This is a genomic window from Mesorhizobium sp. LCM 4577 (assembly GCF_001854795.2).
Lineage (GTDB): Bacteria > Pseudomonadota > Alphaproteobacteria > Rhizobiales > Rhizobiaceae > Mesorhizobium > Mesorhizobium plurifarium.
The window spans coordinates 243,568-261,344 of sequence record NZ_MDDU01000046.1; the positions used below are offsets into that span (position 1 = coordinate 243,568).

Genomic DNA, 17,777 nt, shown 5'->3' on the forward strand with positions numbered 1-17,777 from the left:
CCCCTTGTGGGAGAAGGTGGATCGGCGCGCAGCGCCGAGACGGATGAGGGGTGTTCCAGCGGAGTGAGACGCTGGCTTTCCCTGGAGCACCCCTCATCCGTCGCCTTCGGCGACACCTTCTCCCACAAGGGGAGAAGGAGAGGCCGGCGCTACATCTTCACCCGCTCCGCCTTCGGATCATACATCGGCTTCAGCGAGGCTTCCGCGGCGAACCGCTCGCCGGCGATCTCGACCTCGTAGGACGAGCCAAGCACATCCGCCTCGCTCTGGCCCTCACAGGGCACGTAACCCAGGCCGATCGCGCCGCCGAGGTGGTGGCCGTAATTGCCGGAGGTGATCGGGCCGACAATCCGGCCGTCGCGCAGGATGGCTTCGTTGTGGAAGAGCAGGGGCTCAGGATCCTTCAGGCGGAACTGCACCAGCCGGCGCGACAAGCCGGCTTCCTTCTTCCTGAGCACCGCGTCGCGGCCGATGAACCCGGCTTTGCTCGTTTTCACCGCGAAACCCAGGCCGGCCTCCAAGACATTGTCCTCGTCGGTGATGTCGTGGCCGAAATGGCGGAAGGCCTTTTCGATACGGCAGGAATCGAGCGTGTGCAGGCCGCAAAGCTTCAGGCCGACATCGGCGCCGGCTTCCGTGATCGCCTCGAAAACATGGGCCGCCTGCTCGGTCGAGACATAGAGCTCCCAGCCGAGCTCGCCGACATAGGTGACGCGGTGGGCGCGGGCCAGCCCCATGCCGATCTCGATCTCCTGGAACGTGCCGAACGGATTGGCTTCGTTGGAAAAGTCGTTCGGGCTGACCTTCTGGATCAGTTTTCGCGAGTCGGGGCCCATCAGGCAGATGACGGCTTCGGCGGCGGTGACGTCGGTGACGACGACGAACTCGTCGGCGACATGCTTGCGCAGCCAGGCAAGGTCGCGCTGCAGCGTGGCGCCCGGCACGACCAGGAAATAGGCGGTTGCGGACAGCCGCGTCACGGTGAGGTCGCTCTCGATGCCGCCGCGCTGGTTGAGCATCTGCGTGTAGACGATTTTGCCCGGCGCAACGTCCATGTCGTTGGCGCAGAGCCGTTGCAGGAAGGCACAGGCATCCCGGCCCTCGACGCGGATCTTGCCGAAGGAGGTCATGTCGAACAGGCCGACGCCGTTGCGCACCGCAAGATGTTCCTCGCGCTGGTTGTCGAACCAGTTCTGCCGCTTCCAGGAATAGCGGTATTCGCGCTCCTGGCCCTCGCGGGCGAACCAGTTGGCGCGCTCCCAGCCCGCCACTTCGCCGAAGACGGCGCCGCGCGCCTTCAAATGCTCGTGCAGAGGCGATCGGCGCACGCCGCGCGAGGTCGCCATCTGGCGGTAAGGGAAATGGTCGGCATAAAGCAGGCCGAGCGTCTCCGAGACGCGCTCCTTGAGGTAGCGGCGGTTCTTCTGGAACGGCTGGGCGCGGCGGATATCGACCTCCCAGAGATCGAACGGCGCCTCGCCGTCATTGATCCATTGCGCCAGCGCCATGCCGGCCCCGCCAGAAGAAACGATGCCGATCGAATTGTAGCCGGTCGCCATCCAGTAGCCGGAAAGCTCCGGCGCTTCACCGAGATAGTAGCGGTCGTCCGGGGTAAAACTCTCGGGGCCGTTGAAGAAGGTATGGATGCCGGCAGTGCCCAGCATCGGCATGCGGTTGACGCCCATTTCGAGGATCGGCTCGAAATGGTCCATGTCCTCGGGCAACTGGTCGAAGCAGAAATCCTCGCGGATGCCGTCCATGCCCCACGGCTTCGCCACTGGCTCGAAGGCGCCGAGCATCATCTTGCCCGCATCCTCCTTGTAGTAGGCGCACTCGTCCGGCACGCGCAGCACCGGCAGGCGCGACAGGCCGGGGATCGGCTCGGTGAGGAGATAGAAATGCTCGCAGGCATGCAGCGGGATGGTGACGCCGTTCTGCCGGCCAAGCTCGCGCGCCCACATGCCGGCGCAGTTGACGACGATGTCGGTCTCGATCGTGCCTTGCTCCTCGCCCTGCGCCCAGGAGACGCCGGAGACGCGACCGTTCTTCGTGTGGACCTTGGTGACCTTGACGTTCTCGATGATCGTCGCACCGCGCTGGCGCGCGCCCTTGGCCAGCGCCATGGCGATGTTGGCGGGATCGCATTGGCCATCGAGCGGCAGATGCACCGCGCCGACCACATCCGAGACGTTGAGATGCGGGTACATCTCCTTGACCTCGCGCGGCGAAATCTCGCGCACATCGACATCGAAGGCGCGAGCCAACGAAGCCTGCCGATAGATCTCGTGCTTGCGCTCCTCGGTCAGCGCGACGGTGATCGAGCCGACCTGGCGCATCCCGGTGCCGACATCGGTTTCGGCTTCGAGCTTGACGTAGAGGTCGGCCGAATATTTCGCCAGCCGGGTCATGTTCTGCGAGCCGCGCAACTGGCCGATCAGGCCGGCGGCATGCCAGGTGGTGCCTGAGGTGAGCTGCTTGCGTTCCAAGAGCACGATGTCGGTCCAGCCGAGCTTGGCCAGATGATAGGCGACCGAGCAGCCGGAGACGCCGCCGCCGATGATGACGGCGCGGGCCTTGCTGGGAATGGTCTTGGTCATGCGGCCTCGCGGCGATAGTTGGAAGCGAAGCGGCGCACGCGAAGCGCTGCTTCCTTGAGGATGGGTTCGGGCTGGCAGAGGCTGATGCGGATGTGCCCGGCGGCTGCCTCGCCGAAGCTCGAACCGGGCATGACGCCGACCTTTTCCTTGTCGAGCAGCGCCCAGGCGAATTTCTCGTCGTCGGGCTCGACGGCGGAGATGTCGAGCATGACATACATGCCGCCTTCGGAGCCGCGCACGGTGACTTCGTTGGCACCGCGTATGGCATCGAGGAAGATCTTACGTCGCGCGGCGTAGCGCTCGGCAATGTCCTTCACGCCATAGTGGTTTTCCAGAGCCTCGGCGCAGGCGATCGAGATGAAGGCCGGCAGGCCGTAGGTGGTGACCAGATTGAGGTCGATCATCAGCGCGATCATCGCCTTCGGTCCGGTCAGCCAGCCCATGCGCCAGCCGGTCATGCCGTGGCTTTTCGACATGGAGTTGATGACCAGGGTGCGCTCGGCCATGCCGGGAAGCGAGCGCGGCGAGATGTGCTCGTCGCCGCCGAGCGTCCAATAGACCTCGTCCGACAGCAGCCAGAGATCATGTTCCTTGCAGATTCCGGCCAGCTCTTCGAGCCGTTCGCGCGAATAGACGGCGCCCGTCGGATTGTTCGGCGTGTTGATCAGGATGGCGCGCGTGTTGGGTTTCAACGCCGCCCGGATCATGTCCGCGCGAGGTTGAAATCCATCTTCGGCCGGCGTCTCGACCACGGTGAAACTGGCGCCCGCGGCGCTGAAGGTGTTGGGGTAGGTGGCATAGTAGGGCGCCACGACGATGGCATGGTCGCCCGKGTCGAGCACGCCCTGCACGGCGGCATAGAGCGCCCCCTGGCCGCCGGCCGTGGCGATGACCTCGTCGGGCTCCGTCAGGATGCCGCTGCAGGCGGTGGAGGCCGCCGCCATCGCCTTGCGCAAGCGCGGCAGGCCGGGGAGCGGCGTGTAGTGATGGTTGCTCTCGCGCACGGCGGCCACGCAGGCCTCGATCGTTTCCGACGGCGTATCGAAATCGTGGTCGCCGACCGAGAGCACGATGATGTCCTCGCCGGCCTGCTTGCGGTTCCAGGCGGCGAAGTGGACTTCCCAGCCATCCTTGCCGGAAGGCACGATGGCGGTAATGCGCTTGGAGGGTTTGGGCATCAGGCTCTTAACCTCTCATTCTTCGGATCCCACAGCGGCTCGTCCTTCTGGACGACGGCTTTGAAGCGATCGCCAAAAATCTCCACCTCGATCGCCGTGCCCGGCTCCGTGAGATCGGCGCGCAGCATGCCGAGCGCGATCGATTTGCCGACACGGTGGCCCCAACCGCCCGACGTGGTCTCGCCGACGATCCTGCCGTCATGCCAAAGCGTCGACATATAGGGCGCGTCGCAGTCGCCGGGATTTTCGACGACCAGCGTGACGAAGCGCTTCTTCACGCCCTGCTGCTTCTCATTGAGCAAAGCCGCCTTGCCGCGGAAGTCCGGCTTGTCCCATTTGACGAAGCGCTCCAGCCCGCCCTGCAGGATCGAATAGTCGGTCGAAAGGTCGCCCTTCCAGGCGCGGTAGCCTTTTTCCAGCCGCAGCGAATCCAGCGCATACATGCCGAAGGGTTTCAGGCCGTGCTTCTGGCCGGCTGCCCAGACGGCGTCGAAGACCGCCAGCGTGTCGGCGACCTTGGTGTGGATTTCCCAGCCGAGCTCGCCGGCGAAGGACACGCGCACCAGCTTCGCCCAGCGCCCGGCGATGATCGTATCCTGATGCGTCAGCCAGGGCAGGGTCAAATCGGCCTCGCAGACCTCGGCCAGGATTTTGCGCGAGTTCGGACCGGCGAGGATCTGGGTCGAATATTCTTCCGTCCGGTCGGTCAGCGTGAAGGCAGCATGGGCTGGCATGCGTGACTTCAGCCATTCGAAATCGTGCCATTGCGCCACGGCCGCGGTGATGAGCGTCATCTGGTCCTCGCCATGGCGAACCACCGACATTTCGGTGACGATGCGCCCCTTGTCGTCGGAAAAATAGACGAGGCCGATGCGGCCGGGCTTCGGCACGAGGCCGGTGACCTGCAGCGACAGCCAGTCGGCCGCGCCCGGGCCTTCGAGGCTGAAGCGCGAGAAGCCGGGCAGGTCGAGGATGCCGGCGGCGTCGCGCACGGCAAAGCATTCCTCGCGCACCGCGCGTTGCCAAGGCCCGTCGCGGCGGAAAGTGAGCGTCGCTTCCTCGGAGGTATCGTCGCCGGGCTTGGCATACCAGGTCGCGCGCTCCCAGCCATTATAGGCATCGAACTGGCCGCCCAGCGCCTTGATGCGCTCATGCAATGGCGACAGCTTGCGGTTGCGCCCCTCCGGCCAGGCATGGCGCGGGAACTGGATGGCGTATTCGTTGCCGTAAATCTCCATGCCTTTGGCGACGCAATAATCCGGCGCCGAGGCGAAACTGGTGAAGCGGCGCGGGTCGCAGGACCACATGTCCCATTCGGTCTGGCCCTCGGTCACCCATTCGGCCAGCACCTTGCCGGCGCCGCCGCCTTGCGCGATGCCGAAGGTGAAGACGCAGGCCTCGAAGGCGTTCGGYACGCCGGGCATCGGCCCGATCAGGGGGTTGCCGTCCGGCGCGTAGGGGATCGGTCCGTTGATCACCTTGGAGAGGCCGGCGGTGCCGAGGATCGGCACGCGGGCGACGGCGTCGGCGAGGTAATGCTCGAGACGGTCGAGGTCGTCGGGGAAAAGCTGGAAGGAGAAATCCTCCGGCATCGGATCGTTATGGGTCGCCCAATGCGCGCGGCAATTGCGCTCATAGGGGCCGAGATTCATGCCGCTCTTTTCCTGGCGCAGGTAGTAGGACGTGTCGACGTCGCGCAGCAGCGGCAGCTTGTGGCCCTGCTCCTTCGTCCAGGCGGCAAGCTCGGGGATCTCCTCGAACAAGATATACTGATGGCTCATCACCATCATCGGCACGTCGCGGCCGAACATTTTTCCGACCTCGGCGGCGCGGTAGCCAGCCGCGTTGATGACGATCTCGCAGCGGATCTCGCCCTGCGGGGTGGCGACCACCCATTCGCCGTTCTCGCGGCGAACGCCGGTGACCGGGCAGAAGCGGATGATCTTGGCGCCCATGTCGCGCGCGCCTTTGGCGAGCGCCTGCGTCAGTTGCGCCGGGTCGATGTCGCCGTCGCTCGGATCGTAGAGCGCGCCTTTCAGCTCATGCGTCTCGATGAAGGGGTAGCGTCGCTTGATCTCGTCGAGGCCGACGACGTCGATATCCATGCCCTGGTAGCGGCCCATGCCCTTGGCGCGCTGGAATTCCTGCATGCGCTCCTTCGTGTGCGCGAGCCGGAGCGAGCCGGTGACATGATAGTTCATCGGATAGTCGACCGCTTCGGCCAGACCCCGGTAGAGCTCGGTCGAGTAGCGCTGCATGTTCATCAGCGACCAGGACGAAGAGAAGGTCGGCACGTTGCCGGCGGCATGCCAGGTCGAGCCGGAGGTCAGCTCGTTCTTTTCCAGAAGCACGCAGTCGGTCCAGCCCGCCTTGCATAGGTGATAGAGCGATGAGCAGCCGACGACACCGCCTCCGATGATCACCACGCGCGCCGTGGTCGGCAAACCGGCCATGTTCTCCTCCAAAGTTACTCAATATACCGGCGGTGAAACCACCCAGATGACGACGGCCGGCTCGACGCCAGGATTGCGCCAGCGGAACGGCTTGCCCTCGAAGCGGAACGAGTCGCCTTCGCCGAGACGATGCCAGACGCCATCGATCTCGATCTCGAACGTGYCCGACGCGACATAGCCCGCTTCTTCCGTCGGACGGCGCGCTTCGGTCTTCAACTCCGCGCCCGGCGCGAAGACCGAGCGCAGCATCTCGAAGCTACCGCCGAGGTCGGGCGACAGAAGCTCCTCCACCAGGCCGGATTCACTTGTGCCAAGCGAACGGCGGCTGCCGGCGCGCACGACCACGCCGCGCTCCTCTTCGACAGGCACATCATGGCTGAAGAACAGGCTGATCGGGACATCAAAGAGGCTGGCGAATGCCCTGAGGTCGCTAAGCGAGGGGATGGAAAGACCACGCTCGACCTGGCTGACCCAACCGACCGAACGGCCCAGCTTCAGCGCAATTTCAGCGAGCGTGAGGCCGCGCGCCTTGCGGAGCGCACGGATGTCGCCGGTCAGCAGCCGGTCGCCATTGTCCTGCTCCGATTTGGTTGCGGTCGAGGTCAAAGGTTGCTCGTGAAAAAATCCGGATAAATTTCATGAAGCGGTAAATTCATGAAAAAATCAAGGGGATTTTCATAGGCCACAAGATTTGCTTGCGCGTTTTCGGCCGTTGATGCAAAGGCTCGCGCACGAGCGGCGAGTGGGGCGCCCGGTCGGGGACCAGTTTAGCTTAGAGTCTGCGGATGGTCGTCAGGAAAACCGTATTTGCGGTTTCCGGCCATGCGCAAAGGGACGGCCCATGCTTGAGAAGAACATCCGGATCGCATCGGACGCGGTGATCGTCGACGAGGCGATCACCTCGCGCCGGTCGGTGCGCGCTTTCCTGCCCGACATGGTCGATGACGAGACGATCCGCGCGATCCTTGCGGTCGCCGCGCGTGCGCCGTCCGGCACCAACATGCAGCCCTGGCGCGTCTATGTGACCAAGGGCGAGGTCAAGCAGCGCATCAGCGACGCCATCCTCAACTCCGGCATCCGCGCCGAAAAGGCGGAGTGGGACGAGTACCGCTACTATCCCGACCAGTTCTTCGAACCGTATCTCACGCGTCGCCGCGCCAACGGCTTCGGGCTTTACGGCGCGCTGGGCATCGGCCGGCGCGAGGTCGACAAGATGCGGGCGCAGCACGACCGCAACTTCATCTTCTTCGACGCTCCCGTCGGCATGATCTTCACGATCGACCGGAGACTGAACCAGGGCTCCTGGATCGACTACGGCATGTTCCTGCAGAACATCATGGTCGCGGCGCGCGGCAGGGGACTGCATACCTGCCCCCAAGCGGCCTTCGCGCCCTATCACCGCCAGATCCGGCCGGTGCTCAACATTCCCGACGAGGAGATCGTCGTGTGCGGCATGGCGCTGGGTTACGAGGACACGTCGAAGCCGGAGAACGAGTTCCGCACCGACCGCGCGCCGCTCGAGGACTGGGTGACGTTCGCGGAATAGTTTCGGCAGAGGCGTCAGTCGGTGCTCATATGCGTGCCATGGCCGCTGACATGGGCGCCGTCCTGCGGCGTCAGCCTAAGATACGCCGACAGCGCGCAAAGCGTGATCAGGCCTTCGATGACGAACAGCATGCGATAGTCGTTGACGCTGGCCTTGCCGCCGCCGGCAAGCAACGACAGGAGCGCCGACGCGAGGCCGACGCTGATCGCCACCGCAAGCTGCCACAGGATGTAGTAGAGCGCGCTGAAGCGGGCGAGCTGCTCCGGCGCGATGTCCGAATAGGAAAGATTGCCGGTCGAGGCCCATTGCACGGACCTGAAGACGCCGAAGGTGAAGATGTAGGCCAAAACGATCCAGGCCGGCAGGCTTTCCTGCATCAGGGCAAAGCCGGCGACCAGCAAGGCGACGACCGGCGTGTTGGTGACCAGCACGCGCTTGAAGCCGAAACGGTTCAAAAGGCGCGGCATGAAGAAGCGCATCAGCAGCGACCCGATCGCGGCGACGAAAGTCAGCGATCCGGCCTGCACCGCGCTCATGCCGAAGCCGAGCTGGAACATCAGCGGCAGCAGGAAAACCACCGAGCTCAGGCCGATCGTGTCGAGGCCGCCGCCGGTGAGGAAGGAGATGCGGAAGGTGCGGATGCGCAGCAGGTTGAGATCGAGCAGCGGGTTGCGCGCGCGCAGGCAATAGAAGGCGGCAACCGTCAGGATGACGATCGCCAGGCCGAGCTCGATGCCGATGAGGCTGCTCGCGGCATCCTTGGCGGCAAGCGAATCCATGCCGAAGACCAGCAGGCCCATGCCGCTGCCGACGAGCAGGAAGCCCGGAAAATCGAACGGCGTGCGCACCGGCTTGGTCGTGGTCGGAAACAACGAGGCAGCCAGAAGCGCCGCGGTCAGCGCAATTGGGATGTTGATATAAAAGATCCAGCGCCAGGAGACGTAGGTGGTCAGCGCGCCGCCGACGAGCGGTCCGACCAGCGGCCCTGACTGGCCGGCGAGCGAGATATACATGTTGATCTTCAGCGTGCGGTCGCGCGGGAAGCTCGACAGGATCACGACCTGGCCAAGCGTCCCCATCAGCGCGCCGCCGCACCCTTGCAGGGCGCGCGAGCCGACCAGGATCCAGATGTTTTCCGAAAGGCCGCACAATGCCGAGGCGCTGGCGAAGACGAGGAGGGCGAAGCAATAGACGTTGCGCAGACCGAAGCGGTCGGCCAGCCAGCCGCCGAGCGGCATGGTGACGATGAGGCTGGCGACATAGACGGTGATCAAAAGGCCAAGCTGGCTTGGCGGGCGGTCGAGGCTCTCGCCGATGCCGGGCAGCGCGGTGACCACGACGTTCTGGTCGAGGCTGGTCATAAACACGCCGCAAGCGACGGTTGCCGGCAACAGCATCGACGGACCCTCCGCCGGAGCAAAGCGGGTCGTGGCCGTCGCCGAAGTCTCAACAGTCATGGAAGGGTATGGTCGAATTGGTTGCCTGAGCGGGCGTTTGCCCTGGCAAACGCCCGTGATTCCTTACCTATCGCGCCTGCTGGCCCAACGCTCAAGCAGCAGTTGTATCCGTCGATAGTGCCAGATTGCAGGCTGGACCAAGGTCGAGCCTATTGCACCTCGTAGCCGACTTCCTCCGAGGCGTGGCACAAGGCCTTCCAGAACGAGCGCGCGAAGGAGCGGAAGACGTAGATGTCGAACTGGTCGGCGCCGCTGCGCTGGATCTGGGCGAAGATGTCGTGGTGGTTGGTCGAGCGGCCGGCGCCGAGCGGGAAGGCGGGCAAGGCGAAGTCGATGGCGAAGAACTTCGCCATCACCCATTCGGCCTTCGGGCCGGCGATACGGATCGCGGTGCGGCCGTGCGAGAGATCGGTCAGCGTGCCGATGGCCGGCGTGATCGATCCGGCAAAAGCCTGAGCCAGGCCCTCGGCCTCGTCCACCACCGTGAATTTCCCCGGCGCGAAGCCGAAGGCGGCACGGCCGCCACTGCTCACGCCGCCGCCGGCGCCGTCGGGCAAAGCGAGCCCGGTGACCTTGCGGATGATTTCGATCAGCCTTTTCTCTTCGCCCGGCCAGGCGGCGAGCTGCAGGATCGAGCCCGGCCGCGTCTCGGACAGGATGACATCGACGCCATGCTCGAAATTGCCGTGCGAACCCGGATGATACTCGGGCTCAAGCGGCGATTGGCGTTCTGGCAAAGGCTGCTCAGCCATGCATGCGGCTCCCGTCCGGATCGTAGAAATGGTTGGAGACGATCTCGACCGGCCCGAACCGGTTTCGCAGCGGGTCGGAGACGAAGGCGCGGGTCCCGTGGCGCGCCTTGCCGCCCTTGACCAGGGCAAGCGCAATATATTTGCCCAGCGCCGGCGAATAGCAGCAAGCGGTGATGTGACCGAGCGAGCCGTGCGGATTGGCCTCGTCCAGTTCCTCGACGATGTGGCCGCCGCCGTTGAGCGGGCGGTTGTCGAGGGCGACCAACCCGACCAGCTCGAGCCGGTCGGGAGCGATCAGGCCTTCGCGGTCCATCATGGCCGAGCCGATGAAAGGCTTCTTCTTCGACAGCATCCAGTCGAGATGGAGGTCGCGCGCTGTGGTGCGGCCATCGATTTCGGCGCCGGTGACATGGCCCTTCTCGATGCGCATCGTGCCCAGCGCCTCGAGCCCGTAGGTGACAAGGCCGAAAGGCTTGCCGGCCTCGATCAGGGCTTCCCAGACATGGGTGCCGTAGCCGGCGCCGGAATAGACCTCGAAGGCCATCTCGCCGGAGAAGGACAGGCGGCAGATCATCACCGGGACGCCCGCGATCCGGCCTTGGACGATGCCCATGAAGGGTAGGGCGGCGTTGTCGACGGCGGTGCCGGTGACGCAAGAAGCAAGGATGGCGCGCGCGTTCGGGCCGCCGATCGCAGCGCCCGCCCATTCGTCGGTGACGGAGGTGACTGTGACCTTCAGCTCCGGCCAGATGACGTCGAGGAAGTATTCCAGATGCTGCATCACCTTGCCGGCATTGGCGGTGGTGGTCGTCATCAGGAATTCCTGCTCGCCCAGCCGCCAGGTGGTGCCGTCGTCGAAGGCAAGTCCGTCCTCGCGCAGCATCAGGCCGTAACGGGCCTTGCCGACGGCCAAGGTGGAAAACATGTTGGTGTAGACGCGATCGAGGAACTCGGCCGCGTCGGGTCCCTGCACTGCGATCTTGCCCAGCGTCGAGACGTCGACGATGCCGGCGCTTTCGCGAGTCGCCCTGGCCTCGCGGACATAGGCCTGCTCGACCGTCTCGCCGGCGAGGCCGTAGATCATCGGCCGGTACCAGAGGCCGGCTGAATACATCCGCGCGCCGTTGGCGAGGTGCCAGTCGTGCATCGGAGTCAGCCGCTCGGGCTTGAGGTCGCCGAAGCGTTCGGCGGCCAAGGAGCCGATCGACACCGCCGTATAAGGCGGGCGAAAGCGCGTCGTGCCGACTTCGGGGATCGGCTTGCCGAGCGCCTCGGCCATGATGGCGAGGCCCGGGACGTTGGAGTTCTTGCCCTGGTCGGTCGCCATGCCGAGCGTGGTGTAGCGCTTCAGATGCTCGACCGAGACGAAGCCTTCGCGATGCGCCAGCCGCACGTCCTCGGCGGTTACATCGWGCTGGAAGTCGACGAAACTCTTGCCCTTGGCCTTGATCTCGAAGACCGGCGCCGGATCGGGATTACCGGGGGCAGCCTCAACGACGGGCAGGGGCGCGGATGACTCTGCCCCGCCGGCCGCCTGAAGACCGGCCGCTCGGCCCTCGGCGATGGCTTCGGCGGTCGAAAAACTGCCGGTGAAAGCGCCGGCACCGATCCAGCGCTGCGTCGGCTTCGGCGGCAGGAAGGCTTGTCTCGCCGGGTTCCATTCGGCCTTCGCGCCGGCCTGGCTGGCGAGATGGATGGTCGGCGACCAGCCGCCCGACATCAGAAGGCTGTCGGCATGGATGCTGCGTTCGTCGCCGCTCAGCGCGCCGCTCATGGCGTCGAAGCGCTGCACCTTGAGGCCGGTGAGAGCCTTGCCGCCTTCGGTCGCAACCACGGCGTGGCCGGCCAGCAGCTCGGCCTCGGCATCGCTCGCCAGCCGGCGCATCTCGTTCGAGACGTCGCCGCGGACATCGATGATGGCAACGATGGCGGCGCCGGCCTTCTTCAAGGCGACGGCCGAGCGGTAGGCGCTGTCATTGTTGGTGAAGAGCGCGATGCGCTGTCCCGACAGCGCGCCATACTCATTGGCGTAGCGTTCGGCTGCATGCGCCAGCATGACGCCGGGACGGTCGTTGCCCGGGAACACCATCGGTCGTTCGAAGGAGCCGGTGGCGAGAACCACCGTGCCTGCGCGGATCGCCCAGTAGCGCTGGCGCGGCTCGCCCTTGGCGGCCACTTCCTTGTGATCGGTCACCCGTTCAAGCGCGGCAAGCGTGTTGCCGTCGTAATAGCCCCACACCGTCGTGCGCGGCAAAAGCCGCACATTGTCATTGCCTCCGAGCTGCGCAACCGTGCGCTGGGCCCAGTCGGCGGCGGACATGCCGTCGATGGTTTCGCCCGACCAGTTGGCGGAGCCGCCGAAGTGGGCTTCGAGATCGGCTAGGATGACGCGGGCGCCCTGGTCGGCGGCGGCTTTGGCCGCCATCAGGCCGGCCGGACCCGAGCCAACGACCAGCACGTCGCAGAAAGCGTTCATACGCTCGTAGCGCGCCGGATCGGGGGCGGTGCCGGCCTTGCCCAAGCCGGCGGCGCGGCGGATGAAATGCTCGCAGAACATCCAGAAGCGCGTGCCCTTCAGCGGACCGATCACCGGCCCCATGAAGGTCTTGTAATAGAAGCCGGCCGACAGGATCTTGCCGCCGAGCTGGTTGAGGGCGCCGATGTCCCAGGCGAGCGATGGCGTGCGGTTCTGGCTGACGGCGACGAGCCCGTCATAGATCTCGACCATGGTGGCCGGGATGTTCGGCTCGCGCACTTCGCCGCGCAGCACCGTCACCAGCGCGTTCGGCTCCTCGACGCCCGCGGCAAGCAGGCCGCGCGGGCGGTGATATTTGAAGGAGCGGCCGAACAGCGTCACGCCATTGGCAAGCAGCGCCGAGGCCAGCGTGTCGCCGGCATGGCCGGTGTAGGGCGCGCCGTCGAAGGTGAAGCGGATGGTGCGCAGCCGGTCGATCCGGCCGCCGGTTTCCGTGCGGCGCGGGCTCACGAGCGGTCCTCCGCCCTGTTGTCGGCAGATTTGTGGCCGCCACGCGCGAATTCGGTGCTCAGGATCTCATGCGTGATGGTGTTGCGCACGACCCTCAGATGCGCGCGGCAGCCGCCGGAATGCTGCCAGATCTCGTTGTGGTCGCCGGCCGGGTTCAGCCGGTCGTAGACATAAGCATTCCAGGCGTCGAGATCCTGCGAGGCGGGCTGCGGCCGCTCGCGGTTGCCGTCGCCCTGATAGGTGAATTCGATGACGTCGCGCAGCCCGCAATAGGGACAGGTGATCAGCATTTTCTTGTATCTTCTTGTTCAACCATGATCTTTTCCAAAAACCGGTTCCCACTTTTGGGATCATGGTTCCCTAATGCAGCCGCGGGTTCGCACCCTGGCCTTTGTCGTCGATGATCAAGCCACGATAGAAACGGTCGAGCGTGAAGGGCGCGTTGAACTCGTGCGGCTCGTCCTTGGCGATGGTGTAGGCAAAGCACCAGCCCGAGGCAGGCGTCGCCTTGAAGCCGCCGTAGCACCAGCCGCAATTGAGATACATGCCCGGCAGCGGACCGGTCGTGATGATCGGCGAGCCGTCCATCGTCATGTCGCACAGCCCGCCCCATGAGCGCAGCATGCGCACCCGGGCCAGGCCGGGGAACAGCGCCAGCATCTCGCTCATCACCTCGTCGACGATCGGCAGGCTGCCGCGCTGGGCGTAGCTGTTGTAGCCGTCGAGGTCGCCGCCATAGACGAGGCCGCCCTTGTCGGATTGCGAAATGTAGAAATGGCCCATGCCGAAGGTGAGAACGGTGTCGACGATGGGTTTCAACGATTCCGAGACGAAGGCCTGCAGCACATGGCTTTCGATCGGCATGTGCGAAATGCCGGCAAGCTGCATGACGTGCCCGGTGCTGCCGGCAACCGCGAGCGCGACTTTCTTGGCGCGGATCTCGCCGCGTGTCGTCGTCACACCGGTGATGCGCCCGCCGTCGCGCAGGAAGCCGGTCACCTCGCAGTTCTCGATGATGTCGACGCCGCGCCGGTCTGCGCCGCGCGCGTAGCCCCAGGCGACCGCGTCGTGCCGGGCGGTGCCGGCGCGCGGCTGCATCAGCCCGCCAAGGACCGGGAAGCGCGCCGACCCCGAGACGTCGAGCGCCGGCACTAGCCGCTTGATCTGGTCGACATTCATCAGTTCGGCGTCGACGCCGAGATGGCGCATGGCGTTGCCGCGCCTGGCGTAATCGTCGAGCTGGGCAGGCGTGTGCGCGAGGTTGAGACAACCGCGCTGCGAGAACATGACGTTGTAGTTGAGGTCGTGCGAGAGGTTCTCCCACAGCTTCATCGAATGCTCGTAAAAGCGGGTGTTCTGCGGCAAGAGATAGTTGGAGCGCACCGCTGTGGTGTTGCGGCCGACATTGCCGGAGCCGAGCCAGCCTTTTTCCAGCACCGCGACATTGGTGATGCCGTGTTCCTTGGCAAGGTAATAGGCGGTCGAAAGACCGTGGCCGCCGCCGCCGATGACGATCACGTCATAGGAAGCCTTGGGGTCCGGCTTGCGCCAGGCGGGCTTCCAATCCTTGTTGCCGGTCAGCGCGTTCTTGAGCAGCGAAAAGGCTGAATATTCCGCCATTCTTCCCATCGTCCTTTTGATGCGAGGCGGCAGACTATAGAGCAGGCGGGAAGCGCAAAGCCAAGATTACGCCATCGCTTTTCGCCAGGCCGACTCTCGCCGATGCGATCGGGACGGCTTGCCGCCCGATAGGCCGGTCTTTATCAAAGGCGGAAATTTCGAGGATTTTTCGGCCGCGAGTCGCCAACACAATCATGTTCTTTCGCCTGCTGCGCCTGCTTCTGGTCGTTATCGTCGCTGTCTTCGGGCAGCCGGCGCTCGAGGCGTCGGCGCAGGCGATCGGCCATGGTTCCTCGCAGCTCATCGCCGATCAGACCAAGGCCATCCAGGACCTGACGACCAAGACCGATGGCCTGGAAAAGAAACTCAGCGACCCCGACCAGGACGATGCCGGGCTTGTCGACATCCGGTTGCAGCTTGAGGACATTTCGCGCGCGGCGCTGAACAGCGCGCTGGCATTCCGGCAGCGCCTGACCGACATCAACAATCGCGTCGAGGTGCTCGGCCCGCCGCCGGCGCAGGGCCAACCTGCCGAGCCGGTGATCGTCAGCAACGAGCGCAGCGCGCTCGCCTCGGAAAAGGCTCAGATCAACGCGGTCGTCGCCAGCGCGCAAAACCTGTCGATCCGCGTCAACGGGCTGGTCGACAAGATCGCGGCGATGCGCAGCGAGCTTTTCCGCAGCGTCATCACCAAACACTATGATCTGACCGACGCGCTGAGCCCGCAGGCCTTTTCCGATGCGCATGACCAGTTCACAGGCCTCTACAATGCGGTGTCGTCCTGGCTGACCTTCGCCGTCAGGTTCAAGTTCCAGGCGATCCTTGCGGCGACGCTCATGGCGCTGGCGCTGGCGGCGGTGCTTTTGATCGGCGGCAGGCGCCTGTTCGGCCGCATATTCGAGGCCGATCCGACCGTCGAGGACCCTTCCTATCTCAGCAGGCTGTCGGTGGCCTTCTGGTCGACGCTGCTGCCGACCCTGGCGCTTGGCGTCTTCTTCGCCTCCGCCGTGTTCTTCTTCAACTATTACAATGTGTTGCGTGGCGATATCGGCACGTTCCTCAATGCCCTGCTGACGGTGATCGGCATGGTGTTCTGCGTCAACCGGCTGACCAACGCGGCGCTCGAACCGCGCCTGCCCAATTGGCGCCTGATTCCGGTCGCTACCGGCCCGGCGCGCTGGCTGGTCGGACTGACGACCGCCATGGCGCTGGTGCTGGGGTTCAATTACTTCCTGTCGGTGGTCAACGAGAAGATGGGTTCGCCGCTGTCGCTGACGATCGGCAGGGGTTTTGTCGCCACCATCATCGTCGGCGTCATCCTGATCCTGATGGGACTGCTGCGGCCGTTCAGGGCCGCAGACGGCTCATGGCGCCCCTGGCCGGCATGGCTTCGCTTCGTGGCCATCGTCCTCGGCTTGTTCACCATTGCGGCGGCGCTGCTTGGCTATATCGGCCTGGCGCTTTTCGTCTCGTTCCAGGTCGTGGTGACCGGCACCGTGCTGGTGACGGCCTATATCGGCTTCCTGTCGGCACGCGCGATCGGCGAGGAGGGCGGCTTCGCCGACACTTCGGTCGGGCGATGGCTTTCGGAAAATTCAAGCTACGAGGATACCGCCCTCGACCAGCTCGGCCTGGTCGTCAGCATCGCCATCAACCTGATGATCGTGGTGGTGTTCCTGCCGCTGATCCTGTTGATGTGGGGCTTCCAGCCCGGCGATATCGAGGCCTGGGCCTACAAGCTGGCGACTGGGGTCACGATCGGTTCGGTGACCATCTCCTTCCTCGGCATCCTCAGCGGCATCGTCGTCTTCGTCATCGGCTATTTCCTGACGCGCTGGTTCCAGGGCTGGCTGGACGGTTCGGTGATGGCGCGCGGCAAGGTCGATGCCGGCGTGCGCAACTCGATCCGGCTCGGTGTCGGCTATGCCGGCGTGGCGGTTGCCGGCCTGGTCGGAATCTCGGCCGCGGGCATCGATCTTTCCAATCTGGCGCTGGTTGCCGGCGCCCTTTCGCTGGGTATCGGCTTCGGCCTGCAGAACGTCGTGTCGAATTTCGTCTCGGGCCTGATCCTGCTTGCCGAGCGGCCGTTCAAGGTCGGCGACTGGATCGTCGCGGGCGACGTCAGCGGCACGGTGCGGAAGATCAGCGTGCGCGCGACCGAGATCGAGACCTTCCAGCGGCAAGCGGTGATCCTGCCCAACTCGAACCTGATCAACAATGCGGTCGGCAACTGGACGCATCGCAACAAGCTCGGGCGCATCGACATCAAGGTCGGCGTCGCCTATGGCAGCGACGTCAAACGCGTCCATGCCATCCTGACGGACATTGCGCGCGCCCATCCGATGGTGCTGAAGAATCCCGAACCGTTCGTCCTCTTCGCCAATTTCGGGCCTGCCGCGCTCGAATTCGAAATCCGGGTGTTCGTGGCCGACATCATGAACGGCAGCGTCGTGCAGAACGATATCCGCTTCGCCATCTTCGATATCTTCGAGGAGGAGCAGATCGAGATTCCATCGACGCCGCGCGCCGTGGTCGAGACCAAGAAGCACGAGGCCTGGCCGATCGACGACGACAAGATCGAGGCCGAATTCGCCGAGCGCGAGAGGCTGGAAGCCGAGGCCGCGGCCGAGCGGGAGCGGCTCGCCAAGACGAAGCGGAAGGGCCGCAAGCCGGACCCCGGCTGAGGTGCATCGGTATTCGGGTGAGGCCAGCCTGCAATGGCGGCGCTGCGGCCCTCCGAAACCGATTGTGGCATGAATGCGGCATTCAGTTGCGGTTCAGGTAACATCTCATATAAGCTTCGATGCAAAGGGCGAGAATGCCTTGCAAATTTGAACAGAGGCGGTGTGCAAACACCGGAATTGCAATGTGGAAGTCTGTCGTTGCCGCCATCGCTTTGCTGGCCCTGGGCGGTTCGGCTTTCGCCGCCAGCGCGATCAACAGGGACGCCCAGACGCGGACCTTGGTCGTGACCGAAGGCGGCGCCAAGAGCGAGCTGACGCTCGCCGCCGGCGAGACGGTGGAGTTCTGCTCGAACGGCTGCTTCGTCACCCTGCCCAATGGTGACCTTGAAGCCCTGACCGGCTCGGAAACGGTCGAAATTTCGGGCGGGTCGGCTCGCATCAAGTAACTCTCGCCACGAGTTGGCGCCGCAAGATTGGCAAAGGCCGGACCGATGTCCGGCCTTT

12 protein-coding genes are annotated in these 17,777 nt (G+C 64.8%); 3 read left to right on the forward strand and 9 right to left on the reverse strand.

Features of this window, described 5'->3' with window-relative positions; translation table 11 throughout:
* Positions 1 to 149: 149 nt before the first annotated feature.
* Genes LCM4577_RS28335 through LCM4577_RS28350 form a run of 4 tightly spaced genes read right to left on the reverse strand, consistent with a single transcriptional unit; the run spans position 150 to position 6,834 of the window.
* Positions 150 to 2,597: an FAD-dependent oxidoreductase gene (locus LCM4577_RS28335; protein ID WP_071074326.1), complete on the reverse strand. Its 2,448-nt coding sequence runs from the start codon at positions 2,595 to 2,597 to the stop codon at positions 150 to 152.
* Positions 2,594 to 3,775 (reverse strand): pyridoxal phosphate-dependent aminotransferase, encoded by a 1,182-nt coding sequence (locus LCM4577_RS28340; RefSeq protein ID WP_071074327.1) that lies wholly within the window; start codon positions 3,773 to 3,775, stop codon positions 2,594 to 2,596. Before LCM4577_RS28340 ends, LCM4577_RS28335 begins: the two co-directional genes overlap by 4 nt.
* The gene (locus LCM4577_RS28345) at positions 3,775 to 6,228 is read right to left on the reverse strand and encodes an FAD-dependent oxidoreductase (protein WP_071074328.1); all 2,454 of its coding nucleotides are present in this window, start codon (positions 6,226 to 6,228) and stop codon (positions 3,775 to 3,777) included. The genes LCM4577_RS28340 and LCM4577_RS28345 overlap by 1 nt, the downstream gene beginning before the upstream one ends.
* Positions 6,229 to 6,246: 18 nt before the next feature.
* Positions 6,247 to 6,834, reverse strand: coding sequence for a helix-turn-helix domain-containing protein (locus tag LCM4577_RS28350; RefSeq protein WP_244508450.1), 588 nt, complete (start codon positions 6,832 to 6,834; stop codon positions 6,247 to 6,249).
* 235 nt (positions 6,835 to 7,069) lie between these two features.
* Here LCM4577_RS28350 and LCM4577_RS28355 point away from each other — a divergent pair, with 235 nt between their 5' ends.
* Entirely contained in the window at positions 7,070 to 7,774 is a 705-nt protein-coding gene (locus LCM4577_RS28355) for a nitroreductase (RefSeq protein ID WP_071074329.1), read from the forward strand.
* 14 nt (positions 7,775 to 7,788) lie between these two features.
* Here the strand turns inward: LCM4577_RS28355 and LCM4577_RS28360 are convergent, their stop codons facing one another.
* The 5 genes from LCM4577_RS28360 to LCM4577_RS28380 form a co-directional block, all read right to left on the reverse strand.
* On the reverse strand, positions 7,789 to 9,171 hold the full coding sequence (locus tag LCM4577_RS28360; protein ID WP_244508451.1) for an MFS transporter: 1,383 nt from the start codon (positions 9,169 to 9,171) through the stop codon (positions 7,789 to 7,791).
* 209 nt (positions 9,172 to 9,380) lie between these two features.
* Entirely contained in the window at positions 9,381 to 9,968 is a 588-nt protein-coding gene (gene soxG / locus LCM4577_RS28365; protein WP_040982465.1) for a sarcosine oxidase subunit gamma family protein, read from the reverse strand.
* A gap of 7 nt (positions 9,969 to 9,975) precedes the next feature.
* Positions 9,976 to 12,969 carry a sarcosine oxidase subunit alpha gene (locus tag LCM4577_RS28370; RefSeq protein WP_071074330.1) on the reverse strand — a complete coding sequence of 998 codons (2,994 nt, stop codon included), beginning with the start codon at positions 12,967 to 12,969 and terminating at the stop codon, positions 9,976 to 9,978.
* Complete coding sequence (locus LCM4577_RS28375; RefSeq protein WP_071034075.1) at positions 12,966 to 13,259, reverse strand: sarcosine oxidase subunit delta; 294 nt, start codon at positions 13,257 to 13,259, stop codon at positions 12,966 to 12,968. The genes LCM4577_RS28370 and LCM4577_RS28375 overlap by 4 nt, the downstream gene beginning before the upstream one ends.
* Before the next feature lie 70 nt (positions 13,260 to 13,329).
* Positions 13,330 to 14,589, reverse strand: coding sequence for a sarcosine oxidase subunit beta (locus LCM4577_RS28380; RefSeq protein WP_041011860.1), 1,260 nt, complete (start codon positions 14,587 to 14,589; stop codon positions 13,330 to 13,332).
* Between the two features lie 194 nt (positions 14,590 to 14,783).
* On the opposite strand from LCM4577_RS28380, the gene LCM4577_RS28385 reads away from it, so the two are divergent.
* Positions 14,784 to 17,273: a mechanosensitive ion channel family protein gene (locus tag LCM4577_RS28385; RefSeq protein ID WP_071034072.1), complete on the forward strand. Its 2,490-nt coding sequence runs from the start codon at positions 14,784 to 14,786 to the stop codon at positions 17,271 to 17,273.
* A gap of 182 nt (positions 17,274 to 17,455) precedes the next feature.
* A complete protein-coding gene (locus tag LCM4577_RS28390; RefSeq protein ID WP_071034071.1) occupies positions 17,456 to 17,719 on the forward strand; it encodes a hypothetical protein in 264 nt (87 codons plus the stop codon).
* The last annotated feature ends 58 nt before the right edge of the window (positions 17,720 to 17,777 follow it).

Bases quoted from the DNA above. Each gene is read 5' to 3' on its own strand.
- LCM4577_RS28335 (WP_071074326.1), bottom strand. From the start codon at position 2,597: ATGACCAAGACCATTCCCAGCAAGGCCCGCGCCGTCATCATCGGCGGC.
- LCM4577_RS28355 (WP_071074329.1), top strand. From the start codon at position 7,070: ATGCTTGAGAAGAACATCCGGATCGCATCGGACGCGGTGATCGTCGAC.
- LCM4577_RS28360 (WP_244508451.1), bottom strand. From the start codon at position 9,171: ATGCTGTTGCCGGCAACCGTCGCTTGCGGCGTGTTTATGACCAGCCTC.
- LCM4577_RS28375 (WP_071034075.1), bottom strand. From the start codon at position 13,259: ATGCTGATCACCTGTCCCTATTGCGGGCTGCGCGACGTCATCGAATTC.
- LCM4577_RS28380 (WP_041011860.1), bottom strand. From the start codon at position 14,589: ATGGCGGAATATTCAGCCTTTTCGCTGCTCAAGAACGCGCTGACCGGC.
- LCM4577_RS28385 (WP_071034072.1), top strand. From the start codon at position 14,784: ATGTTCTTTCGCCTGCTGCGCCTGCTTCTGGTCGTTATCGTCGCTGTC.
- LCM4577_RS28390 (WP_071034071.1), top strand. From the start codon at position 17,456: ATGTGGAAGTCTGTCGTTGCCGCCATCGCTTTGCTGGCCCTGGGCGGT.